Source organism: Agromyces sp. NPDC055658, from assembly GCF_053618155.1.
In genome coordinates this window covers 19,908-44,117 of the sequence record NZ_JBSHHD010000002.1, presented here as the reverse complement: position 1 = coordinate 44,117, position 24,210 = coordinate 19,908, and the positions used below count along the sequence as shown (strand labels likewise).

The window sequence follows — 24,210 nt, the reverse complement described above, 5'->3', positions numbered from 1 at the left end:
TGGGCGGCCGGGCGCGGCTGGGGCGACAGCATCCGTGGTCTTGAGCAGGATATTTCGGCGGGTAGGCCCGTATGCCAGGGGTGCGTGTCGGATTCTCCTGTTTTCACGCGACGGCGCGGCGGCCGGCAGGGGAGTGCACACCCCGCCGACCCGCCGATCGCAGCCGTCAGCCGTCAGCCGTCAGCCGTCAGCAGTGACAGGCGTCGCCGTCGGCGCCGCAGTGGCCCGTGGCCGGCTGCGACGGCGGCACGTCGAGCGCCGGGTTCTGGTCGAAGAAGCCCGTCGGCTTCAGCGTGAAGCCCGTGTAGTCGACCGGCATGATCGGCCAGTCCTCGACCCGCGGGTAGTGGGTCAGGCCGAAGCTGTGCCAGACGACCAGGTCGTGCCCGTCGAGGTCGCGGTCGGCCGCGACGTACTCGGGCAGGCCCGGCGAGCCGATGCTCTGGTTCACGAAGTCGCCCGCGGGGTAGCGCTCGTCCTCGGCGAAGCGCGTGACCCACAGGTGCTCGGTCGCGAACGCCGCGCGGCGGCTGATCGACGAGTCGTCGGCCGCGGCGAGCGTCGGCTGCCCCTCGGGGAAGAGCGTGTACGCGACGGGCTCGCCGACGACGTTCGTCTTCTCGGTGTTGACGATCTCCCAGACCCGGCCGACCGAGCCGTCGGCCTTGCGCCGCCCCTCCGACTCGCTCGCGAGCACGCGCCGCGAGCGGGTGAAGGCGTTGCCGTGCGGGTTGCCCTCGCCCTTCGGCACGCGCTGCAGGTCGAGCTCGTGCACGGCGTTGGCGTCGCCGTCGACGGCCATGTCGAGCCGGGCGCAGAACAGGTGCTGGTGGTACGGCGCGGCCAGCCCGGGCGCGATCTCCGACGCGTAGGGGTAGCCCTTGCCGGGATACCGCGCGGTGAAGACGATGCCCGTCGCCTTGGCCTCGAACTCGATGGTGCCGTCGAGGTAGAAGTACCAGTAGAAGCCGTAGTCGTAGTTGCCGACGGTGGTGAAGAAGCTCACGACGAGCCGGCGCTGGCGCCTCGTCGACTTGTGCCCGGCCCAGCCGTCGGTGTGCTTCCACAGCAGGCCGAAGTCCTCCTCGTGGATGCAGATCGCCTGCGGGATCTCGCGCGGGTTGCCGAAGTCGTCGGCGACGACCGGCGTCAGGTACGTGATCTCGCCGAGGCAGTCGCAGCCGAGCTCGAGCGAGTTCGCGTCGCGGCCGACGAGGTACTCGCCAGTGTCGAAGTAGTTCTGCCACGAGCGGTAGGGCGCCGGGTCGCCGTAGGGCACGACCATCTCGGCGATCGAGGCGCGGTCGATGATCGAGCGCCGGCGACCGCGGTCGTCGAAGCCGATGCGGCTGAGCACGAGGCCCTCGCGCGCGTCGAAGCCGACGTGCAGGTCCCACTTCTGCCAGCTCAGCACGTTGCCGTCGAGCGAGAAGCTCGGCCCCTCGGGCTGGCTGATGACGAGCGGCTTGAGGTCGGTTCGCAGCGGTCCCGTGAGCTCGGGGTCCTCGAAGTTGCCGTTGTCGAGCGGGATCTCGGCCGGCCCGTCGTCGATGATGCGCACGACGCGGCGCTCGATCATGTCGACGAAGGCGACGAGCTGGTCGACCGGGTGGCCCCAGGCGTAGTCGCCCGGCTCGCGCTCGACGAATGCGAGCCCTCGCAGCAGGCGCTTGCCCTCCTCGCCGGGGTAGTCGAAGATGCCCGCCGAGAGGGGAGCGACCCGCACCCGGTCGGGGGTGAGCCCGCGTGAGGCGAGGGCGGCGATCCAGCCCTCGTCGGCGGCCAGGATCTCCTCGATCGCGTCGAACTCCTCGAGCAGCACCGGCGCCTGGCCGGCGACGGCCGGGTCGACCGCGACCGAGGCCGTGATAGCGCCGGCGGTGAGGTCGAGCACGAGGTCGGTGGTCTCGCCCGTCGCGGTGTCGAGCAGGATGGCGCGGGCCTCGCGGTGCGGGCCGGTACCACCGGGCTCGAGCCCGGCCGCGACAGCGCGCTTCGCGGGTTCCTTGAGCGAGAGGTAGGCGACGCGGACCGTGTCACGGAGCCGGCCCTCGGCGACGAGCAGGTCGCGCGCGGCGACGATCTCGTCGGCGCCGAGCGGATCGAGCGGGTGCACCCGCCGGATGGTCGGGGTGGCGAGGTCGGTCACTGGGCTCTCCGTCTCTGCGTGGATGAGTGCGGTCGGGTTCATGAGGCGGTCCCCTCGAGGACGTCGAGTTCGTCGATCACGTCGAGGTCGGTCGCCCGGTCGCGGCTGCGCTGCCAGAAGTAGCCGACGACCGCGAGCAGTGCGATGACGACGAGGGTGCCGATCGTGAAGGTCTCGAAGACCAGCTGGTCGACGCCCCAGACGTCGATGAAGTCGTACTCGAGTCCGAACAGGGGTTCGAGCGTACCCGGGAAGACGGCGACCCACGAACCCAGCAGCACCCATGCGTAGATGAGGGCGAACGACACCCACAGGCCGGCCTTGCCGCCGGGCACCCGGAAGGGGCGCTCGACGTCGGCGTACTTGCGCCGCAGCACGATGATCGTCGGGAAGATGACGAGATACGAGAGCAGCAGCGTCGAGATCGCGACGATGAGCACGATCGTGAAGATCGTCGCGGCGCTGCCCTCGAGCAGCACGGTCGCCGCGAGGCAGAAGACGGTGGCGACGATGCCGCTCAGCAGGTTCATGCGCACAGGGGTGCCGAGGCGCTCGGAGAACTTGCCGAAGTAGCGGAAGAAGGCGCCGTCGGCACCGGCCGCCGCCTGCACCCGGTCGGAGGCGATCATCCAGGCGCTGGCCTGCGTGAACGCGATGAACACGAACAGGAGGCCGGCGACCATCATGATGGGCTCCGAGGCGCCGCCGTAGACCTTGAACACCTCGCGGAGCGCCTCGAGGAAGCCGCCGGCGCCCTCGATCCTGTCGGCCGGCACGACCGCGAGCAGCGCGAAGATCGGCACGAGGTAGCAGAGCATCGAGATGGTGCCCGAGGCCGCGATCGCCCGCGGGACGTCGCGCTGCGGGTTGCGCATCTCCTCAGCCGCGCCGTTGGGGGCCTCGAAGCCCACGACGGCGAAGAGGATGACGGGCGTCACCGCGAGGAAGCCCGCCGTCGTCGGCGAGAAGTCGCCGGCGACGAAGCCGTTGATGCCGTAGCGCAGGCCGTAGAGCACGACCGTGATGACGAAGATCGCGAGCAGGCCCACCTTGACGATCGCGCCGGCGGCGAGGATGTGCTTGCCGTACTGGAGCCCGATCACCGCGGTGGCGATCGCGAGCCAGATGAACGCGATCTTGAACACGTAGTCGCCGACGCTGCCCGGCGGCAGCGGCGAGATATAGGCGTCCCACGTCGCGGCCGAGATGAAGACGAGCGAGCCGCCCATCCAGAGCGGGTTGGTGATCCAGTAGAACATCGTCGCCACGGCCGCGGTGAGCTTGCCGAAGGCGAGGCGCACCCAGACGAACGGGCCGCCCTCCTCGTGGAACGCGCTGCCGAGCTCGGCGATCACGAGCGCGTACGGGAACAGGAACGTGATGCCGATCACGAGCGTCCAGGTGAACGCCTCGGCACCGGCGCCCGCGATCAGGGCGATCGTGTCGATCGCGATGATCGCGCTGATCGACATCAGCACGATGTCGGCGCGGCCCAGCGTCTTGCGGAAGTGCTGGGTCCTGAGGTTCGAGGTCTCAAGCTGTGCGCTCATCGAGGACTCCTCTGTCCGTCTCATGGCCTGGGGGATCGCGGGCCGACCGATGCTCCGTTGCACCGATGGGGCTGACCGCGTGACGAGTCAAGCGCAGCCGTGTCGATCGCGCCAATACATGTCTTCGCTCCACCAGATCAGTTCAATTGATGCCAGGTGTTTTGCACGATCGTATAGCTCCATGCGGGGCATCAAATGCAATCATCGCTTGACAGCGGAACCTAAAACGATACGGTTGTTCAGTCTTCACACCACAACGTCGTGCCATGGAAGGTCCCCCGATGACGAACGCACCCACCGAGACATCCGAGAACGCCGGCCTCGCCAAGGGCAGGCTCGGCACCTTCGACATCGTCTTCTTCGTCGTGTCGGCCGCCGCGCCGCTCACCGTCGCAGTCAGCTCGGCGCCGCTGGCGTTCCTCGTCGGCGGTGTCGGCGCGCCCGGCGCGATGCTCGCGAGCGGCGTCGTGCTGATCCTGTTCGCGATCGGGTTCACCGCGATGTCGCGGTTCGTGCGCAACACGGGCGCGTTCTACGCGTACGCGGCCGCCGGCCTCGGCAAGCCCGTGGGCATCGGCGTCGCCTTCACGACGATCGTCGCCTACGCGTTCCTCTGCATCTGCTTCTACGCACTGCTCGGCTTCTACGCGAACCTCACCTTCGCGAACCTCTTCGGGTTCGACCTGCCGTGGGGCGTCTGGTCGGTCGTCTCGGTGCTCGTGATCGGCTACCTCGGCTACCGCCGCATCGACGTCGGCGCCAAGGTGCTCGCCGTGCTGCTGAGCGCCGAGATCGCGATCCTGCTCGTCATCGCGGTCGCGATCATCGTGCAGAACGGCGGCACGATCGGCGAGGCGACGGCGGCCTCGTTCGACCCCCAGAACGTGTTCTTCGCGGCCGGCGCGAGCGCGCTGTTCGTCTTCGGGTTCGGCGCGTTCCTCGGCTTCGAGGGCACCGTCATCTACGCGGAGGAGGCGAAGGACCCCGACCGCACCGTGCCGCGGGCGACGTACATCGCGATCGCGTTCCTCGGCATCTTCTACGCGTTCACGTTCTGGGCGCTCACGGTCGCCTTCGGCGCCGACGGCGTCATCGCGCTCGCGAACTCCGAGAACTTCGAGGAGATGCAGTTCATCGCCGGTGAGAACGCGCTCGGCGCGTGGGCCGGCGTCGTGCTCGAGGTGCTGATCGTCACGAGCTTCTTCGCATGCACGCTCGCCTTCCACAACGCCTGCTCGCGGTACCTGTTCTCGCTCGGGCGCGAGCGCCTCCTGCCCACCCCGCTCGCCCGCACCCACCCGCGCATGCAGTCGCCGCACGTCGCGAGCATCACGCTCACGGCGATCTGCCTCATCGCGGTGCTCGTGGGCGCCCTCTCGGGCGCCGATCCCTTCCTCGGGCTCGGCCTGTGGACCTACGCCATCGGCGTCGCGGGCCTCATCTTCGCCCAAGGCGTCGCCGCCGTCTCGGTGATCGGCTTCTTCTGGAAGGACCGCCGCGGCCACGGGGTGTGGCGGGTGCTCGTGGCGCCCGTGCTCGGCGCCGTCGGCCTGCTCGTCGCGTTCGTCGTGATCATCACCAACTTCGACCTCGTCTCGGGCTTCACCGACCCCGTCGTGAACTGGGCGCTCATCGGGTGCGTGCCGGCCGTCTTCGTCATCGGCATCGTGGTCGGCCTCGTCATGAAGCGCCGCTCGCCCGAGCGCTATGCCGCCCTCACCCGGTCGGTTACCGTCGTAGCACCGGAGCGCACCGTCGAACCGGAGAACGCGGAGGTCCGGTAGTGGCGGCAGAGAAGGTGCAGCAGCGCAAGCGGGACCTGCTCCGCGCGGCGAGCCAGGTCATCAGCGAGCGCGGCATCGCCGGTGCGAGCGTGCGGTCGGTGGCCGAGCGGGCCGAGGTGAGCTCGGGCAGCGTGCTCTACCACTTCGACAGCTTCGACCACCTCGTCGAGACTGCCGTGCGCGGGGCGATCGACGAGTTCATCGAGCGCCGTCACGCGCTCGTGGACGGCATCACCGATCCGGTCGAGCGACTGCGCGCGACCATCGAGGCCGGCATCCCCGAGGTCATCAGCGACGACCTGCGCATCACGTACGAGGCGTCCGCCACCCTGCGCGACCACCCGCAGTACCGGCTGCACATGGCGGTGCTGCTCGAGCGCCAGGTCGCGCTCTACCGCACGAACATCGAGGTCGGGGTCGCGCTCGGCGCGTTCCGCCCGCGGATGCCCGCCGACATGATCGCGTCGAACCTCGTCGCCCTCGAGGACGCCTACGACCTCTACCTGCTGAACCCCGACAACTGGGAGCGGGGCCGCTACCTCGAGTGCACGGTGCGGTACGCGGAGCTCGCGCTCGACTGCGACCTCGGCGGGGATGCCGCCGGCGGAGCCGGCGATGCCGACCGCGACGCCGATGCGGCTGCCGCCGACCACGACGAGACACCGAAGGATCCGCTGTGACCGACCTGCCCTCCGCGCCCCGCGCCCGCGACCTCGGCATCCCGTTCGACGGCGAGCCGGGGCGCTGGAACGCGATCACCGACGTGCCCGGCCTCGAGGTCGGGTACGCGACGATCGTCGCCGACGACCCGGTCGTCGCGCGCACCGGGGTGACCGCGATACTGCCGCGCGGCAAGGGCGCACCCGGGGTTCCGTGCGCCGCCGGCGTCGCCGTGCTCAACGGCAACGGCGAGCTGACCGGCCGCAGCTGGATCGAGGAGGCCGGTCAGTTCCAGACGCCGGTCGCGATCACCAACTCGCACGCCGTCGGCGCCGTGCACCGGGGCATCGACCGGTGGCTGGCCGAGCACGACCCCGTCACCGCCGCGCAGTGGATGCTGCCCGTCGTCGGCGAGACCTGGGACGGCTACCTGAACTCGATCAACGCCGACACGGTGACCCCCGGGCATGCGATCGAGGCGCTGGATGCCTCGGCCACGGGCCCGATCGAGGAGGGGAGCGTCGGCGGCGGCACCGGCATGAACTGCTACGGCTTCAAGGGCGGCACCGGCACCGCATCGCGCATCGTGCGGTCGGGCGAGCGCAGCTGGACCGTCGGCGTGCTGCTGCAGGCGAACTTCGGCTCGCGCAGGGAGCTGCGGGTCGCCGGCCGGCCGCTCGGCCGCGACTCCAAGGCCCCGAACCCGCTGGAGTCGACCGACTGGTTCGAGCGCGACACCGGCACGGCCGGCGCGTCCGTGCCCGCTCGCGCCGTGGCCGGCGCCGGCAGCGTGATCGTCGTCGTCGCGACCGACGCGCCGATGCTGCCCGACCAGTGCCGTGCGCTCGCGCGCCGGGTGCCGCTCGGACTCGCCCGGACGGGCACGACCGGCAGCCACTTCTCGGGCGACATCTTCCTCGCGTTCTCGACCGCGAACGAGGGGGCGCTCGCGTCGCGCATGGGCCACGGCGAGGTCCGGGTCGAGCAGCTCGAGCACGTCGCGTGGGGCAGCATCGACCCGTTCTACGAGGCCGTCGTCGAGGCGACCGAGGAGGCCGTGCTCAACGCGCTCGTCGCCGCCCGCGACACCGTCGGGCGCGAGGGGCACGTCTCCTACGCGCTGCCTCACGACGAGGTCAGGGCGGCGTTCGGCGGGGCCTGAGGGGTTGCGCGGCGGCGCCGGCCCGGGGAGCGCGCGAACTCAGCCGCCGTGCCGGCTCGCACGCGGCTCGTACCGCACGGGCTCGAACGCGCGCGCGACGAGCGCGCGCAGCGACTCGAGGTCGCCGGAGGCGAACCCCTGGGCCCGCGCCTGCACGAGCACGTTGCCGATGGCCGTCGCCTCGACGGGGCCCGCGAGCACGGGAATGCCGGCACGGTCGGCGGTCCGCCGGCAGAGCAGCTCGTTGAGCGCGCCGCCGCCGACGACGTGGATCGTCGACACGACGACGCCCGACAGGATCGACGCCTCGCGCACCGCGTCGGCGAAGGCCTGGGCGAGGCTCTCGATGATCGACCGGGCGAACTCGGCACGGGTCTGCGGGGCGGCGACGCCGTACTCGGCGCACCACCGGGCGATGCGACCGGGCAGGTCGCCGGGCGCCAGGAAGCGGGGGTCGTTCGCGTCGAACAGCGCCACCGGGCGATCGACGGCGGCCGCGGCATCCAGGAGCTCCGCGAGCACGATGCGCGAGCCGTCGCGCTCCCACCAGCGCACCGTCTCGCTGAGCAGCCACAGGCCCATGACGTTGTGCAGGAACCGCACCCGCCCGTCGACGCCGCCCTCGTTCGTGAAGTTCGCGGCCCGGGCCGCATCGCTCGTGACCGGTGCCTCGAGCTCGACGCCGACGAGCCCCCAGGTGCCGCACGAGATGTACGCGGCCGATCCGGCCCGCATCGGCACGGCGACCACGGCCGAGGCCGTGTCGTGCGAACCGACCGCGACGACGTCGAGCCCGTCGGGCGCTCCGAGCTCGGCGGCGACGGCCGGGCGCAGCGGCCCGACGACCGTGCCGGGCGGCACGAGCGGGGGCAGCAGGGATGCCTCGAGCCCGAGCCGCTCGAGGAGCTCGGTGTCCCATTCGCCGGTCGCGAGTCCGACGAGCCCCGTGGTCGAGGCGTTCGTGCGCTCGGCGACCTTCGCGCCGGTGAGCTGGAAGCCGATGAGATCGGGGACCAGCAGGAGCGTGTCGGCGAGCCCGAGGCATCCGGACTCGCGTTCGGCGGCGAGCTGGTAGAGGGTGTTGAACGGCAGGAACTGCAGGCCGTTGCGACGGTAGAGCTCCGCGGGCGGCACCGCCGCGTGCACGGCGGCGACGGCCCGCTCGTTGCGTTCGTCGCGGTAGTGGAACGGCTCGCCGAGCATCCGGTCGCCGCGCAGCAGGCCGTAGTCGACCGCCCACGAGTCGACGCCGATCGACGAGATGCCGGGCTCGAGGCGGAACGCCTCGGCGAGGCCGTGCGTCAGGTCGCGGTAGAGCCCCGTGACATCCCAGTGCAGGCCCGAGGCGAGGCGTACGGGGCCGTTCGGGAAGCGGGCGACCTGCTCGAGGTCGAGCCGCCCGGTCGACTGGTCGACGTGGCCGACCACGACCCGGCCGCTCGTCGCGCCCAGGTCGACCGCGGCGACCGAGCCCGGGGTCGTCATCGCCGTGCTCCGCCGGTCATCGCAGGAACGCGGCGGCGACGCCGGAGTCGACGGGGATGTGGAGCCCGGTGGTGCGACTCAGCTCGGGGCCGGTGAGCACGTAGACGGCGTCGGCGACGTTCTCGGGCACGACCTCGCGCTTGAGGATGGTGCGGTTCGCGTAGAACTGGCCGAGGTCCTCCTCCTCGACCCCGTAGGTCGCGGCGCGGTTCGCGCCCCAGCCCGAGGCGAAGATGCCGGAACCGCGCACGACGCCGTCGGGGTTGATGCCGTTGACGCGCACGCCGTGCTCGCCGAGCTCGACCGCGAGCAGGCGCACCTGGTGGGCCTGGTCGGCCTTCGTCGCCGAGTAGGCGATGTTGTTGGGGCCGGCGAAGACGGAGTTCTTCGAGGAGATGTAGATGACGTCGCCGCCGAGCTTCTGGTCGATGAGCACGCGGGCCGCGGCCTTCGAGACCAGGAACGAGCCCTTGGCCATGACATCGTGCTGCAGGTTCCAGTCGGCCTCGGTGGTCTCGAGGAGCGGCTTGGAGAGCGAGAGGCCGGCGTTGTTCACGACGAGGTCGACGCCGCCGAACGCGAGCACCGCCTCGTCGAGCGCGGCCTGCACGGCGGCGGCGTCGGCGACGTTCGCCGCGACGCCGATCGCGACGTCGGCCGTGCCGAGCTCCGCGGCGGCGGCCTGCGCCTTCTCGAGGTCGAGGTCGGCGACGACGACGCACGCGCCTTCGGCCGCGAGCCGGGTGGCGATGGCCTTGCCGATGCCCGACGCAGCGCCCGTGACGAACGCGATGCGGCCCTGGTGGGTCTTGGGCTTCGGCATCCGCTGGAGCTTGGCCTCCTCGAGCGCCCAGTACTCGATGCGGAACTTCTCGGCGTCGGAGATGGGGGAGTAGGTCGACACCGACTCGGCCCCGCGCATCACGTTGATCGCGTTGACGTAGAACTCGCCGGCCACGCGGGCGGTCTGCTTGTTCGCCCCGTACGAGAACATGCCGACGCCGGGCACCAGCACGATGAGCGGGTCGGCGCCGCGGATCGCGGGGGAGTCGGCCGTCGCATGGGCGTCGTAGTACGCCTGGTAGTCGGCGCGGTACTCGGCGTGCAGCTCGTGCAGGCGGGCGATCTGCTCGTCGGCCGCCGCGGTCGCGGGCAGGTCGAGCAGCAGCGGCTTGACCTTCGTGCGCAGGAAGTGGTCGGGGCAGCTCGTGCCGAGCGCGGCGAGGGCCTGCGCCTTCTCCGACGCGAGGAAGTCGAGCACGACGTCGGCATCGGTGAAGTGGCCCACCATCGGCTTGTCGTGCGACGCGATGCCGCGGATCGTGGGCGCGAGGGCGGCCGCCCGCTCGCGTCGCTCGACCTCGGGCAGCGCCTCGAAGCCGGGGCGCACGCCGCCGAACGGCTGCGGGTCGCCGTGCTCGGCGAGGTAGGCCGCGGCGGTGTCGATGATCCAGAGCGAGTTCGCCTCGGCCTCGTCGGAGGTGTCGCCCCACGCCGTGATGCCGTGCCCGCCGAGGATGCAGCCGACCGCCTGCGGATTCGCGGCCTTGATCGCGGCGATGTCGAGGCCGAGCTGGAACCCGGGGCGTCGCCACGGCACCCACACGACCTTGTCGCCGAAGACCGTCGCGGTCAGATCCTCGCCGTCGGCCGCGGTCGCGATCGCGATTCCCGAGTCGGGGTGCAGGTGGTCGACGTGCGCCGCGTCGACGAGGCCGTGCATCGCGGTGTCGATCGACGGTGCGGCACCGCCCTTGCCGTGCAGGCAGTAGTCGAACGCGGCGACCATCTCGTCCTCGCGGTCGACGCCCGGGTAGACGCCCTGCAACGCCTGCAGCCGATCGAGGCGCAGCACCGCGAGGCCCTGCTCGGTGAGCGTGCCGAGGTCGCCGCCCGAGCCCTTGACCCACAGCAGCTCGACGGGCTCGCCGGTGACCGGGTCGGTCTCGGTGCCCTTCGCCGACGTGTTGCCGCCGGCGTAGTTCGTGTTCTTCGGGTCGGCCCCGAGTCGGTTCGACCGCGCGATGAGCTCGGCGGCTGCGGGGTTCGTCATGGTGGTTCCTTCGAGATCTGTGGGGTTCGGTGGTCGGGCGGGCCGCGACGCCGTCGGTTCGTGGGCCTGCCGAGGCATCCCGGATGCCTCGTGGCGGGCCTACGCGCCCCAGCCGGCCTGCACGCCGCCGACGCGGTCGGCCGCGATCTGCTGCAGGTAGCCCGACTCGGCGAACGCCCGCATGGGGTCGGCGGGCAGGCCCCGCGACTCGCGCCACTCGGCGAGGGCGGGACGCACGTCGGTGTAGAAGGCGTCCATGAAGACGCGGTTGGCCTCGAGCACGTCGCCCGAGACCTGCGCAGCGCGCAGCGCCTCGGCGTCGACGAGCAGGGCGCGCGCCGTCATCTCCTGCACGTTGAGCACCGAGCGGATCTGGCCCGGCACCTTGTCTTCGACGTTGTGGCACTGGTCGAGCATGAACGCGACGTCGGGGTGGTTGAAGCCGCCGCCGCGGATCACCTCGAAGATGATGCGGAACAGCTGGAACGGGTCGGCGGCGCCCACGATGAGGTCGTCGTCGGCGTAGAAGCGCGAGTTGAAGTCGAACGACCCGAGCTTGCCGAGGCGCAGCAGCTGCATGACGATGAACTCGATGTTCGTGCCGGGGGCGTGGTGGCCGGTGTCGAGGCAGACCATGGCCTGCTCGCCGAGCGCGGCGACCTGCGCGTAGCTCGTGCCCCAGTCGGGGACATCGGTGTGGTAGAACGCCGGCTCGAAGAACTTGTACTCGAGCACGAGGCGCTGCTGGTCGCCGAGCCGGGCGTAGATCTCCTGCAGCGACTCGTGCAGGCGGTCCTGCCGGCCGCGCAGGTCGGCCTGGCCCGGGTAGTTCGAGCCCTCGGCGAGCCAGATCTTGAGGTCGCGGCTGCCGGTCGCGTGCATGATGTCGATGCACTCGAAGTGGTGGTCGATCGCCTTTCGGCGCACCGCCGGGTCTTCATGGGTGAGGGCGCCGAACTTGTAGTCGTCGTCCTGGAAGGTGTTCGAGTTGATCGTGCCGAGTTCGACGCCGTGGTCTTCGGCGTGCCGCTTCAGCGCCTCGTAGTCGTCGACGCGGTCCCACGGGATGTGCAGCGCCACGGTCGGTGCGAGCGCCGTGTAGCGGTGCACCTGCGCGGCATCCGCGATCTTCTCGAACGGGTCGCGCGGCGTGCCGGGCGTCGTGAACACCTTGAAGCGCGTGCCGGAGTTGCCGAAGGCCCAGCTCGGCAGCTCGATGGCCTGCGCGGCGAGCTGCCCCGTGATGTCGTCGGTGAGGATGCTCACTGTGGTCCTGCTTTCGTGAGAAGGGCGGTCGGATGCCGCGTCAGCGGGTCGTCGGGCTCGCGGGGTCGGCGCCGGTATCGGCGTCGAGCCGTGCGAGCTGGTCTTCGAGGTGGAACACCTCGGGGAGTCGGGGGGCGCCCTGGTCGGGGCGGGTGCCGTCGAGGGCGACGAAGAAGGGGGCCATCTCCGCCTCCCATGCGGCGGTGCGCGGGTCGGCCGCGAGGGCCGCCTGGGATGCCTCGTCGTCATCGGTCTCGTAGGTGCCGATGAGCAGGCCGTCGTCGCGCAGGTACAGCGAGTAGTTGCGCCGGCCCGAGGCCTCGATGGCGCGGAGCATCTCGGGGTCGACCGCGGCGTGCCGCTCGCGGTACTCGTCGAGGCGTGCGGGGTCGACCTGCAGCTGGAAGCAGATGCGCTCGGGGCGCGATTCGGAAGCCATGTCGAGCGCTCCTCTCTTCGATCTGGTCCGGTCTGTGCCGGGGAGGGTGCGGGCCGTGCCGGCCGGTACGGCCCGCACCCTCGTTCAACGGTGTTCCGACGGCTCAGAAGTCGAAGTCGCCGATGTTCTCGGCGTCGAATACGTAGGGGTCGCCGAGCAGCACGACGCCGTCGGCGCCGACCTCGTAGTCGCCGAGCTTGCCGGCCTCGAACGAGTCGCCCTCCTCACCCGTGATCTCGCCCTCGATGAGCGCCTTCGACGCGTACGCGGCGAGGTAGCCGAGGTCGGCCGGGTTCCACAGCGCGAACGAGGTGACGGTGCCGTCCTCGACGTACTCGCGCATCTGGTTCGGGGTGCCGAGGCCGGTCAGCGCGACCTTGCCCTTGTACTCCGAGGTGGAGAGGTAGCGGGCCGCCGCGGCGATGCCGACCGTCGTGGGCGAGATGATGCCCTTGAGGTTCGGGTGCGTCTGCAGCAGTGCCGCGGTCTTGTCGAACGAGGTCTGGTCGTCGTCGTCGCCGTAGACGGTGTCGACGAGCTTCACGTTCGGGTGGTTCGCGGCGAGCTCCTCCTTCATGAGCTCGATCCACGCGTTCTGGTTCGTCGCGTTCGCCGACGCCGACAGGATCGCGATCTCGCCCTCGTCGCCGATCTGCTCGGTGATCTCGTCGACCTGCACCTTGGCGATGCCCTCGGCGGTGGCCTGGTTGATGAACAGGTCGCGGCACTCGGCGTTCGTGTCGGAGTCGAAGGTGACGACCTTGATGCCGGCGTCGCGGGCCTCGTTCAGCGCGTCGCAGATGGCCTCGGGGTCGTTCGCCGACACGGCGATCGCGCCGACGCCCTGCTGGGTGAGCGTGTTGATGTAGCTCACCTGCGCGTCGGGCGTCGCCTCGGCGGGGCCGACCTCGGCGAACGTGCCGTCGAACTCGGTGATGGCCTCCTTGGCGCCCGCCGACGAGGTGTCGAAGTACGGGTTGCCGAGGTTCTTCGGCAGGAACGTGATCGCGAGGTTCGCGGAATCGCCGCCGTCGGTCGAGCCGCCGCCGTCGGTGCCGCTGTCGACGGCGCAGCCGGTGAGCACCAGTGCGGCGGCCGCGACGACCGCGGTCAGCGCACCGGCGCGGGTCTTCTTCTGAAACATCGTTGTTCTTCCCTTCATCGGATGAGGTCGACGAGTGATCGCCTCGACGGTTCGCGCGGCCCGGTCACCCTGCTGTGGAGGCCTCGATGCGCGGTGTTCCCCCTGGTGCCTTCCGGCGCTTGCGCAGCCAGGCCAGGAAGCTGGTGGCCACCACCGAGAGCACGAGCAGCGCTCCGGTGATGATGTTGATGACGTCGCTCGTGACGTTGGCGAGCCGCAGCGCACTCGAGAGCACGCCGATGAGCAGCACGCCGGCGATGACGCCGTGGATGGCGCCGCGACCGCCGAAGACCGAGACCCCGCCGAGCACGACGGCGGCGATGACCTGCAGTTCGAGGCCCGTCGCGTTGTCGCCGCGGGCGCTGCCGAAGCGCAGCGTGTAGAAGACGCCCGCGAGCGCCGAGATCGTGCCGGCGAGCACGAACAGCACGAACTTCGTGCGCTCGACGTGCACGCCCGAGAACCGGGCCGCCGCCTTCGACAGGCCGATCGCGTAGATGCCGCGGCCGAACGGCGTGAAGTGCAGCAGCACGATGAACACGACGAGCAGCACGAGGAACACGAACAGCACGACCGGAACGTTGCTGCCGCCGACGCGCGCCTTCGCGAGGTCGGTCCAGAAGTCGGGGAAGTCGGTGATCGCGGTCGTGCCGAGCAGGCCCACGGCGAGTCCGCGGAAGAGGGCGAGCGTGCCGATCGTGACCGCGAGCGACGGCAGGCCGACGACGGTCACGAGGAAGCCGTTGACCGCGCCGCACACCGCGCCGGCCACGAGCGCGACGACGGCGGCGACCTCGAACGGCAGTCCGCCCGCGGTGAGCACACCGGTGAGCACGCTCGAGAGGCCGACGATGCTCGCGACCGAGAGGTCGATCTCGCCCGTGATCATGACGAGCGTCATCGGCAGTGCGATGAGCAGGATCGGCATCACGTCGAGCAGCAGGTAGGTGACGGTGATCGGCTGCCCGAATCCGCGCACGGTGGCCGCGGCGACGACCGAGACGAGGACGACGAGCGCGATGATCGCCATCTCGCGGGTGAGCAGCACGCGCTGCCAGAGGGGACGGTCATAGTCGCGGTAGCTGCGCGCGATCGCGGCGGCCGCGGTGGTCGTGGCGGTCATCGGTCGTCCTCCCTCGCCTCGAGGAGCTTGCGTCTCTGTCGAACGGCGAGCACGCGGTCGAGCACGATGGCGCCGATGATGAGCGCGCCGACGACGGCGCGCTGCCAGAAGTCGGGGATGCCGAGGATCGGCAGGGCCCGGTTGATGGTGAGCAGCAGCCAGGCGCCGATCGCGGCGCCCCACACCGAGCCGACGCCGCCCGTGATGGCGACGCCGCCGATGACGGCCGCGCCGACCGCGTCGAGCTCCCAGCCCGAACCCGCCTGCGAGTTGATCGTGCCGTAGCGGGCGGCGTAGAGCACGCCGGCGAGACCGGCGAGGGCGCCCGAGACGACGAACGCGATGAGCAGGCGGCGGGTCACGCGCAGGCCGTAGAGCTCGGCCGCGGCGGGGTCGGAGCCGATCGCGTAGAACTCGCGGCCGCCGCGGGTGTTCTTCATGATCCAGCCGGTGACGGCGAGCACGACGACGGCGATGATCGTGAGGATCGGGATCCAGAGGATCTGCCCGGTGCCGAGCGCGAGGAAGTCCTTCGGCAGGTCCGACGCGTTGATGCGGTCGCTGCCCGTCCACAGCACGTTGATGCCGCGGTAGGCGTAGAGCGTGCCCAGCGTGATGACCATGGCGGGCACCTTCGCGAACGCGACGAGCGCGCCGTTGACGAGGCCGAGGAGGCCCCCGAACACGACCGCGATCACGAAGACCGCGACGATCGGGATGCCCTGGAGGTCGATGAAGAGCCGGCCCGTGAGGTAGGCGGAGAGGCCGAGGATCGAGCCGACCGAGAGGTCGACGTTGCGGGTGATGATGACGATCGCCTGGCCGATCGCGACGAGCACGAGGATCGACGGGGTCAGCAGCAGGTCGCGCCAGCCGTCGGCGCTGAACAGGAAGTTGGGGTTCGCGACCGTCGCCGCGAGGACGACGAGCGCGAGGGCGAGCAGGATGCCGAACTCGCGCACGGCGCCGATGGCGTGCAACCGCTTCGTGACGGCGGTCTTCTCGATGGTGGCGGTCACTGGTGGGCTCCCTGGGCGTGGGTCGCGGCGAACATGACGTTCTCGCTCGTCGCGTCGTCGCGGTCGATCTCGGCGGTGATGCGGCCCTCGCGCATGACGAGCACGCGGTCGGCCATGCCGAGCACCTCGGGCAGCTCGGACGAGATCATGAGGATGCCCATGCCGCGGCCCGCGAGCTCGGAGAGCAGCCGGTGCACCTCGGACTTCGTGCCGATGTCGATGCCGCGGGTCGGTTCGTCGATGATGAGCACCCTCGGCTCGGTCGCGAGCCACTTGCCGAGCACGACCTTCTGCTGGTTGCCGCCCGAGAGCGTGCCGGCCACGGTCGACAGCGCGTTCGTCTTGACCTCGAGCCGGCTCGCCCACTCCTTCGCGGCACGGTTCTCCATGCCGGAGGTGATGAGGCCGGCCTTCGCGATCGTCTCGCGGATGGCGAGCGTGACGTTGCGGGCGACGGATGACTCGAGCACGAGCCCCTGCTTGCGACGGTCTTCGGGAACGAGTGCGAGACCGGCCCGCATCGCGGCATCCGGCCGGTTCTTCGGAATCGCCCGCCCGCCCAGCCGCACCGTGCCCTCGTCGTAGGCGTCGACGCCGAAGACCGCGCGCGCCACCTCGCTGCGGCCGGCGCCGACGAGGCCGGCGAGGCCGACGATCTCGCCCGCGCGGACCGTGAACGAGATGTCGTGGAACAACGGGCTCGACAGCCCCTCGACCTCGAGCAGCGGCTCGCGGATCTCGGCCGGGAGCTTGGGGAAGAGGTCGGTCACGTCGCGGCCGACCATCTGGCGGACCAGCCCGTCGACCGTGGTCTCGCCGATGGGCGTCGTCGCGATGTAGGCGCCGTCGCGCATGACCGTGACGGTGTCGCAGAGCGCGAACACCTCGTCGAAGCGGTGCGAGATGAAGAGGAGCGCGCGGCCCTCGTCGCGCAGGCTGCGGGCGATCTGGAAGAGTCGGTCGACCTCGACGCCCGAGAGCGCGGCGGTCGGCTCGTCCATGATGAGCACGCGCGCGTCGAGCGAGACCGCCTTCGCGATCTCGATGACCTGCTGGTCGGCGATCGAGAGGCCCTCGGCCGGCCGGTCGGGGTCGATGCCGACGCCGAGCCGGGAGAACAGCTGCTCGACCTCGGCGCGCATGGCCTTGCGGTCGATGCGGCCGAACCGGCCGACGGGCTGGCGGCCCATGAAGACGTTCTCGGTGACCGTGAGGTCGGGGAAGAGCGTCGGCTCCTGGTAGATGACCGCGATGCCCGCGGCCTTCGACTGGGCGGTCGAGCCGAAGTCGACCGACTCGCCGTTGAGGCGGAAGTCGCCGGCGTCGCGGCGGTAGAGCCCGGCGACGATCTTCACGAGCGTCGACTTGCCGGCGCCGTTCTCGCCGATGAGCGCGTGGATCGAGCCGCGCTCGAGCCGCAGGCTTCCGGAGCGCAGCGCGACGACGGCGCCGAACGACTTCGCGACGTTCTCGAGTTCGAGCATGGGCGGGGTCGCCGCGGGGGCGGGCGGGGTGTCCGCCGTCATGCGCGGGGTGTCCGACACGGGGGCCTCCTCGTCGAGGTGGGAGCGGGGGGGATCGCTCTGCAGTGAATCTGCTATGAATCGATTCAAAATCGATGCATGGTTACTGTAAGGTCAGGTCGCACGAGTGGTCAAGTCACGATATTGAAACGAATCAATATCGCGCGCCGCTCACGGTCCGGATTCGATGTCATGATCGAATCGGTTCAACGCCGAGCGACCCGACGGGGCCGGTGCGAAACGAGGAGGAACGGCCATGGCAGTCAGTGTTCGCGACGTCGCGGCCGCCGCGTCGGTCTCGGTCGGCACCGTCTCGAACGTGCTCAACCGCCCCGACAAGGTGGCCCCCGCGACCGTCGAGCGGGTGCTCGCCGCGATCGAGGAGCTCGGCTTCGTGCGCAACGACGCCGCCCGCCAGCTGCGAGCCGGACGCAGCCGGTCGATCGGCTTCGTCGTGCTCGACGTGCGCAACCCGTTCTTCACGGAGGTCGCCCGCGGCGCCGAGACCCGCGCCGCCGACGCCGGACTGACGGTGCTGCTCGGCACGAGCGACGAGGACATCGAACGCGAACGCGTCTACGTCGACCTCTTCGAGGAGCAGCGCGTGCACGGCGTGCTCATCTCGCCGCTCGCCGACGACCTGCCGAGGCTGCAGCGCCTCCGCGACCGCGGCACCCCGGTCGTGCTCGTCGACCGGCAGGCCCACGACCGCAGCTTCTCGTCGGTCGCGGTCGACGACATCGCCGGTGGCCGGCTCGCCGCCGAGCACCTGCTCGGGCTCGGCCGGCGGCGCATCGCGTTCGTCGGCGGACCCGAGAGCATCCGCCAGGTCGCCGACCGCCTCGAGGGCGCCCGGCGAGCCGTCGCCGAGGTGCCGGATGCCTCGCTCGAGGTCGTGCCCACCGAGAACCTCACCGTGCTGCAGGGGCGTGCCGCGGGCGAGGTGCTGCGCGCGCGCCCCGCGGCCGAGCGGCCCGACGCCGTGTTCGCCGCGAACGACCTGCTCGCGATGGGCGTGCTGCAGGCCCTCGTGATGCGCGGCGACGCGAAGGTGCCCGGCGACATCGCGCTCATCGGCTACGACGACATCGACTTCGCGGCCGCCGCGGTCGTGCCGCTCTCGTCGATCCGGCAGCCCGCCGCCCTCATCGGGCACACCGCCGTCGACCTGCTGCTGCGCGAGGCCGACGCCGACGACGACTTCACGCCCGAGCAGGTGGTGTTCCAGCCCGAACTCGTGGTGCGGGCCTCGACCGCCGGATGAGGGCAGGGCGCGCCGCGGCGCGCTGGGGCAGCAGTTCGCGCACCGTGACGACGACGAGCTGCGCGTCGGTGCTCTTCACCGGCTGCGGCTACGGCGCCGACTCGCGCACGACGAGCCGGTACGGCGCCTGCTCGACGCGGGGCGGCGCGTGCGGGTCGTCGACGAGGCGCAGCACCGAGGCGACTGCGAGGCGGGCGATCTCGGCGAGGTCGGGCGCGATGCTCGTCAGGGCCGGGGCGGCGTACGCCGACTCTGGGGAGTCGTCCCAGCCGACGACGGCGACCTGCCCCGGCACGTCGACCTCCGCCTCGCGGAACGCGCGCAGCGCACCGATCGCGAGCAGGTCGTTCGCGCAGACGAGCCCGTCGAGGCCGGCGAGCCCCTCGGGCTCCGCGAGCAGCGCCCGCACGCGCGCATAGCCCTCCTCCCGCGAGTAGTCGCCGTCGGGCGAGGCCGGGTCCCACGGCGAGACCTCGAGCACGTGCCGCGGGTCGGCTTCGAGCTCGGCCGTGCGAAGCGCCTCTCGGAACCCCTCAAGCCGCAGGTCGGCCGCGGCGGCTCCTGACGAGGCATCCGGAACCGTGCCGAGGAAGCCGAGCGCACGGCGACCCGACACGATCAGGTGTGAGGTGGCATCGCGCGACGAGACCACGCTGTCGACGACGACCCGGTCGACGCGGGCGCCGCGGATGCGCTCGCCGAGGACGACGAGCGGAGTGCTGCCGCGCGCGGCCTCGAGCTGCGCGTCGCTCAGCGACATCGGACTCAGCACGATGCCGTCGGTGAGCATCGTGCCGAAGCCGCGCGCCGCCCGCAGCTCGCGCTCGGGATCGCCGTGCGTCTCGTCGACGACGACGTCGTAGCCGACCCGCTCGGCCGCGCCCACGACGGCGTGCGACAGCTGCGCGAAGTACGGCAGCGAGAGGAACGGCACCGAGAGGGTGAGCAGGTTGCTGCGGCCCATCCGCAGCTGGCGCGCCGCGAGCTGCGGGCGGTAGCCGACCTCGGCGATCGCGGCCTCGACCCGTCGCTTCGTCGAGTCGCTCACGGGGGCGCCGCCGTTGATGACGTTGGAGACCGTGCGGTACGAGACGCCGGCGATGGCCGCGACATCCTTCAGGGTCGGCCCCGCTGAGCGGCGGCCGCCGACGGCCTTCGGATCGCGTTCGCTCACCAGCGGTTCCGTACGTCCTCGGCCCAGCCGAGCAGCCCGTCGACGGCGATGCGCTCGCCGCCCGCATCGACCCAGCCCGAGTAGTGACCGAAGCACTGGTGCCCGTGCGAGCCGAACACGACGAGTTCGGTCGCGCTCACCCGGTCCCAGAACGGCTCGAACCACAGGTCGGCGTGCTCGCCGCGGATGTGCCACGGCGCGAGCCAGTCGTGGATGTCGTAGTCCCAGTCGAGCTCCTCGCTGATCTTGTGCAGACGGCCGTCGACGACGACGGCGTTCTCGGCCGAGCCGGTGCCGTCGGTCCACTTGCCGCCGAGCTGCAGGCCGATCGTGCGGCCGTCGACCTCGCCGGACGCGGCGCCCCAGTTCCAGACCATGCGGTACGGCCAGCGGCCGCGGCCGTGGTCGAGCACCGCCCAGCTCTCGCCCTCGGGCAGGGCGATGCGTTCGACGGGCCGATCGCCCTCGCCGCCGAGCTCGAGCCAGCCGGTCGCGGGTCGCGCGACATCCTTCACCGTGTACTGGAACCGGCGGTCGGACCACGGCACGACCACGCCGAGGCACTCGTGCCCAGCCGGCCGGTGCGCGTCGATCTCGAAGCGCACGCCCTGGGCCGAGCCGCGCAGCAGCGTTCCCGAGCCGTCGGCGCGCTCCTCGATGTCGATCTCGATCGCCTTCGTGCGCGCTCGCGCCGGCCCGCCGCCGAGCGAGGCGGGCAGCGTCGCGCTCGAGCCGAGCGGTGCGATCGCCGCGCGGTCGACGGTCGACCCGTCGCGTCGGTCGTGCACGAGGACGGCGTGCACCGCGGCGTAGTCGATCGACGAGACGGTGAGGGCGATGATGTGGGTCGGCGTCGTGACGGCCCAGTACTCCCACCGCTTGTTGCGGCCCCAGACACGGCGGCCGTCGATGCCCGACGTGTCGTGCAGCGGGGTGCGGGTCCAGCCGACGGCATCGCGGTTCAGCCGGCCGTCGGGCCCGCAGAGGGCGACGGGTGTCGTGAGTTCGCGCTCGACGATGGTGCGGGGCATGGGGTTCCGATCTCGGGTTCGGTGCGGTGTGGGGGGCGTGGCGGGGCGCGTGCCTCGAATCCTCACCTGAGGCTCGCCCCACGTGGGGCGAGCCTCACCGGGGCGACGCCGTGCCGTGTCGTCATGCGGGTTCTGCCTCATGCGGGGCGGGACGCACCTGAGGTTCTCGGGGTGCCGAGGCCCGGCGGGCGGGTTCGGCGACCTCCGGCGTCGTCGCCGCGGCGAACTCCGCGAACAGCTCGCCGAGCACGTCGCGCACCCGGTCGGCGTCGACCTTCACCACGGTGCGGTCGGCGGTGAGCAGCCCGTTGAGCTCGTCTTCGACGTCGGAGAGCTGCGTGTACACGATGCCCGAGAGCCCGGCCGCGATCGCCGGCAGCACCTCGCGCCGGTGCAGCTCGACGAAGCCGTCGGTCAGGGCGTCGACCGAGCGGTAGCGGCGGTAGCCGAACTCCCTCGGCGAGAACTCGTGACCGGGCAGGCGCAGGCTGTAGCCGCCGTACTCCGACACGACGACCGCGCGGCCGTCGCGCCCCCAGTCGCGTCCGGGCTTCAGCCGCCGGAAGTACACGTGCAGGCTCAGGAGGTCGCCGCCCCCCTGGTCGTGCCAGCCGCTCGCGTGATCGACGACCCGCGACGGGTCGATCTCACGCACCCGCTCCACGGCGTCGAGCGCATCGAACTGCCCCCAGCCCTCGTTGAACGGCACCCACACGACGACGCTCGGCGCGTTCTTCAGCAGTCGCACGGTCGACTCGAGCTCGACGGTGAACTCGGCCCGCCCCAAGGCATCCTGTCGGCCGAACCGCCGATGCCTGCGGTCGTCGAGCCGCACCGGGAGCTTGACCGGCGCCGTGATCACCGCCGGGTTGTAGCGCCGGCCGCCGTTCACCATGTCCTGCCAGACGAGCAGGCCGAGGCGGTCGCAGTGGTGGTACCACCGCAGCGGCTCGATCTTGATGTGCTTGCGCACGGCGTTGAAGCCGAGCGCCTTCATCGACGTCAGGTCGTGCACCATCGCCTCGTCGGAGGGCGGCGTGTAGAGCCCCTCGGGCCAGTAGCCCTGGTCGAGGACGGCCGCGTGGAACACCGGCTCGCCGTTCAGCACGAGCCGTGGCCGCCCGAACGCATCGGGGGCGACGCCGACCGAGCGCATGCCGACGTAGCTCCGCACCAGGTCGTCGCCGAGTCGTACCTCGACGTCGTAGAGGTAGGGGTCGTCGGGGCTCCAGCGCCGCGCCTGCGGCACCGCCAGGGTGAGGGTCGCGCCGGCCGCGCCCTCGGCGCGCGCGACCTCGAGGCCGTCGGCGAGCAGCACGACCGTCGCGACGGGCGGCCCGGCCGGGCCGGTCGCCGTTTCGGTCGCGCCGCCCGTCGGCGGTTCGTGCGGGGTGGATGCCTCGACGACGACCTCGACCGTCTCGTCGTCGAGCCTCGGGCGCAGGTCGAGGCCCGCGACGTGCAGCGCCGGCACCGACTCGATCCAGACGCTCTGCCAGATGCCCGACTGCGCCGTGTACCAGATGCCGCCGCGCTTCAGCGACTGCTTGCCGCGCGAGTGGTACGACGTGTCGCTCGGGTCGACCACGTCGACCACGAGCTCGTGCTCCTCGCCGGCGGCGAGTGCGTCGGTGACGTCGAGCGAGAACGGAAGGTAACCGCCCGCGTGCGCACCGACGAGCACGTCGTCGACGAAGACGCGGCAGCGCTGGTCGACCGCTCCGAAGTGCAGGACGACGCGGTCGACGAGGAACCCCTCGGGCAGGCGCACCGTGCGGCGGTACCAGAGGTGCTCCCCGGGCTGCAGTTGCCGGCCGACGCCCGAGAGCTCGGCCTCGGGGGAGAAGGGCACGAGGATGGCTCCGGCCCACGCCCGCGGTCGGCGATCGTCGACCGTGAAGGCGTGCTCCCACCAGCCGTTGAGGCTGAGGTGGCTGTCGCGCGCGAGCTGCGGGCGGGGGTACTCGGGGAGGACCGCGGCGGGATCGATCGCGTCGGCCCAGGGCGTGCGGCGACTCATCCGGCGTCCTCCGGAGCGGGAGGGAGCGGAGCTGTCGTCCCGGAACCCGACCGCCGCAGCATCCGCCGCCGCAGCACCGCGAGCACGGGCACGACGAGCAGCACGGCCGCCGCGACCGGGAAGATCTCGGGTCCGGGCACGGGTTGCTCCCGGCCGAGCTCGAGGTACGTGTGGGCCGTTCCCGAGATGATCGCAGCCCCGATCGCCGGGCCGATCACCATCGGCAGCATCACGGCCATGATCATGCGAGCACCCTGCACGCCACCCGCGCGGTCGGCGGGGGTGCAGTCGCGCGTCATGGCCGAGACCGCCGCGATCGAGCTCATCATGCCGGCCATCATGAGCGTCGCCGCGACGACGACCCAGGTGAAGTCGCGGGCGAACGACATCGCGACGAGCCCGACCGCGAACACGGCGACCGCGGGCAGCAGGTAGCGCTCCTTGCCGACCCGGTCCATGATGCGACCGCCGACCACGCTCAGCGCCGACGCGAGGATGAGCACGACGCCCAGCACGATCGCCGAGTCGTCGAGCTGCAGCGAGTAGCGCAGGTAGATGAGCACGAAGGGGATGAACACCTGCGAGCTCACGCCGATGACGCACCAGATCGCCAGGGTGATGAACAGCGCCGGCTCGCGGCGCACGGTCGAGGGGCGAAGCCCGTCGACGACCGATCGCCAGACCCCGGACGGCCGCGGCGCGACGCCCCGGTCGCGCACGAGGAACCACGCCGCCGCGCCGGTCGCCGCCGTCGCGCCCCCGACGATCGCGAAGAAGGCGGGCCATTGCCCGGCCTGCGTCATCGGATCGAGCAGGCCGAACACGATCAGCATCGCGACGAGCGGCATCGTCGCGAGCCAGCCGTCGACCCGGCCGCGGTTCGCCGGCACCGTCGAGTCGGTCACCCACGCGGCGAAGGCCGCGTCGTTCGCACCCGAGCCGATGAAGCTCATGATGCAGTCGAGCGCGACGATGGCCACGACGGCGGCGATCACCGCCGGTGCGGCCTCGGCCGCGGCATCCGGTGCGCCGACGAGGCCGAAGGCGGCGGTGACGGCGCCCCAGGCGACGTACCCGGCCGCGATGAGTTCCCGGCGGCGACCGAGCCGGTCGGACCATGCGCCGACCACGAGGGTCGCGACCGTGGCGGCGACGGCGCTCGCCGCCACCATCACGGCGAGCACGGCGGGGTCGGTCGAGATCGTGTCGTAGACGAACACGTTGAGGTACATGTTCTCGATCACCCACGCGAGCTGGCCGACGAGACCCACGAGGATGACGGCGGCCCAGGTGCGGGCGCCGAGCGGATGGGAGGCACGTGCGGTGCGTGCCGTGGGGGTGTCGGTTCGAGTCGTCATCGTCCT

General features: G+C 71.3%; 18 protein-coding genes. 4 read left to right on the top strand and 14 right to left on the bottom strand.

Translation table 11 applies throughout. From position 1 onward, the window contains the following. Positions 1–187 precede the first annotated feature (187 nt). Positions 188–2,191: a primary-amine oxidase gene (locus ACWGPE_RS01485; protein WP_452047948.1), complete on the bottom strand. Its 2,004-nt coding sequence runs from the start codon at positions 2,189–2,191 to the stop codon at positions 188–190. After that, on the bottom strand, positions 2,188–3,699 hold the full coding sequence (locus tag ACWGPE_RS01480) for an APC family permease (protein ID WP_452047947.1): 1,512 nt from the start codon (positions 3,697–3,699) through the stop codon (positions 2,188–2,190). The genes ACWGPE_RS01485 and ACWGPE_RS01480 overlap by 4 nt, the downstream gene beginning before the upstream one ends. Before the next feature lie 281 nt (positions 3,700–3,980). Between ACWGPE_RS01480 and ACWGPE_RS01475 the strand changes: the two genes are divergently transcribed. The 3 genes from ACWGPE_RS01475 to ACWGPE_RS01465 are packed head-to-tail and all read left to right on the top strand — an operon-like array spanning position 3,981 to position 7,305. Further along, positions 3,981–5,483, top strand: coding sequence for an APC family permease (locus ACWGPE_RS01475; protein WP_231428729.1), 1,503 nt, complete (start codon positions 3,981–3,983; stop codon positions 5,481–5,483). Continuing rightward, entirely contained in the window at positions 5,483–6,163 is a 681-nt protein-coding gene (locus ACWGPE_RS01470; protein WP_231428728.1) for a TetR/AcrR family transcriptional regulator, read from the top strand. The genes ACWGPE_RS01475 and ACWGPE_RS01470 overlap by 1 nt, the downstream gene beginning before the upstream one ends. Further along, on the top strand, positions 6,160–7,305 hold the full coding sequence (locus ACWGPE_RS01465; protein WP_452047946.1) for a DmpA family aminopeptidase: 1,146 nt from the start codon (positions 6,160–6,162) through the stop codon (positions 7,303–7,305). Before ACWGPE_RS01470 ends, ACWGPE_RS01465 begins: the two co-directional genes overlap by 4 nt. A gap of 39 nt (positions 7,306–7,344) precedes the next feature. On the opposite strand, the gene ACWGPE_RS01460 is transcribed toward ACWGPE_RS01465, so the two are convergent. The 8 genes from ACWGPE_RS01460 to ACWGPE_RS01425 form a co-directional block, all read right to left on the bottom strand. Continuing rightward, positions 7,345–8,790, bottom strand: a complete 1,446-nt coding sequence (locus tag ACWGPE_RS01460) for a rhamnulokinase (RefSeq protein ID WP_452047945.1) — start codon at positions 8,788–8,790, stop codon at positions 7,345–7,347. Between the two features lie 16 nt (positions 8,791–8,806). Continuing rightward, on the bottom strand, positions 8,807–10,843 hold the full coding sequence (locus ACWGPE_RS01455) for a bifunctional aldolase/short-chain dehydrogenase (protein ID WP_452047944.1): 2,037 nt from the start codon (positions 10,841–10,843) through the stop codon (positions 8,807–8,809). Positions 10,844–10,942: 99 nt separating this feature from the next. After that, the gene (gene rhaI / locus ACWGPE_RS01450; protein WP_231428724.1) at positions 10,943–12,109 is read right to left on the bottom strand and encodes an L-rhamnose isomerase; all 1,167 of its coding nucleotides are present in this window, start codon (positions 12,107–12,109) and stop codon (positions 10,943–10,945) included. Between the two features lie 40 nt (positions 12,110–12,149). Further along, the gene (locus ACWGPE_RS01445; RefSeq protein ID WP_231428723.1) at positions 12,150–12,548 is read right to left on the bottom strand and encodes an L-rhamnose mutarotase; all 399 of its coding nucleotides are present in this window, start codon (positions 12,546–12,548) and stop codon (positions 12,150–12,152) included. A gap of 103 nt (positions 12,549–12,651) precedes the next feature. Next, a complete protein-coding gene (gene rhaS, locus ACWGPE_RS01440) occupies positions 12,652–13,692 on the bottom strand; it encodes a rhamnose ABC transporter substrate-binding protein (protein ID WP_231428722.1) in 1,041 nt (346 codons plus the stop codon). Positions 13,693–13,756: 64 nt separating this feature from the next. Further along, on the bottom strand, positions 13,757–14,815 hold the full coding sequence (locus ACWGPE_RS01435) for an ABC transporter permease (protein ID WP_231428721.1): 1,059 nt from the start codon (positions 14,813–14,815) through the stop codon (positions 13,757–13,759). Continuing rightward, the gene (locus ACWGPE_RS01430; RefSeq protein WP_231428720.1) at positions 14,812–15,834 is read right to left on the bottom strand and encodes an ABC transporter permease; all 1,023 of its coding nucleotides are present in this window, start codon (positions 15,832–15,834) and stop codon (positions 14,812–14,814) included. Before ACWGPE_RS01430 ends, ACWGPE_RS01435 begins: the two co-directional genes overlap by 4 nt. Continuing rightward, positions 15,831–17,360: a sugar ABC transporter ATP-binding protein gene (locus tag ACWGPE_RS01425; protein ID WP_452048013.1), complete on the bottom strand. Its 1,530-nt coding sequence runs from the start codon at positions 17,358–17,360 to the stop codon at positions 15,831–15,833. The genes ACWGPE_RS01430 and ACWGPE_RS01425 overlap by 4 nt, the downstream gene beginning before the upstream one ends. A gap of 253 nt (positions 17,361–17,613) precedes the next feature. Here ACWGPE_RS01425 and ACWGPE_RS01420 point away from each other — a divergent pair, with 253 nt between their 5' ends. Beyond that, positions 17,614–18,621 (top strand): LacI family DNA-binding transcriptional regulator, encoded by a 1,008-nt coding sequence (locus ACWGPE_RS01420; protein ID WP_231428719.1) that lies wholly within the window; start codon positions 17,614–17,616, stop codon positions 18,619–18,621. An 88-nt stretch (positions 18,622–18,709) separates the two neighbouring features. Here ACWGPE_RS01420 and ACWGPE_RS01415 read toward each other — a convergent pair whose 3' ends face one another. The 4 genes from ACWGPE_RS01415 to ACWGPE_RS01400 form a co-directional block, all read right to left on the bottom strand. Then, positions 18,710–19,795 (bottom strand): LacI family DNA-binding transcriptional regulator, encoded by a 1,086-nt coding sequence (locus tag ACWGPE_RS01415; RefSeq protein ID WP_452047943.1) that lies wholly within the window; start codon positions 19,793–19,795, stop codon positions 18,710–18,712. Beyond that, complete coding sequence (locus tag ACWGPE_RS01410; protein WP_376930858.1) at positions 19,792–20,826, bottom strand: DUF2804 domain-containing protein; 1,035 nt, start codon at positions 20,824–20,826, stop codon at positions 19,792–19,794. Before ACWGPE_RS01410 ends, ACWGPE_RS01415 begins: the two co-directional genes overlap by 4 nt. Positions 20,827–20,947: 121 nt before the next feature. Continuing rightward, the gene (locus tag ACWGPE_RS01405; RefSeq protein ID WP_452047942.1) at positions 20,948–22,846 is read right to left on the bottom strand and encodes a glycoside hydrolase family 2 protein; all 1,899 of its coding nucleotides are present in this window, start codon (positions 22,844–22,846) and stop codon (positions 20,948–20,950) included. Then, a complete protein-coding gene (locus ACWGPE_RS01400) occupies positions 22,843–24,204 on the bottom strand; it encodes an MFS transporter (RefSeq protein WP_452047941.1) in 1,362 nt (453 codons plus the stop codon). Before ACWGPE_RS01400 ends, ACWGPE_RS01405 begins: the two co-directional genes overlap by 4 nt. Between the last annotated feature and the right edge of the window lie 6 nt (positions 24,205–24,210).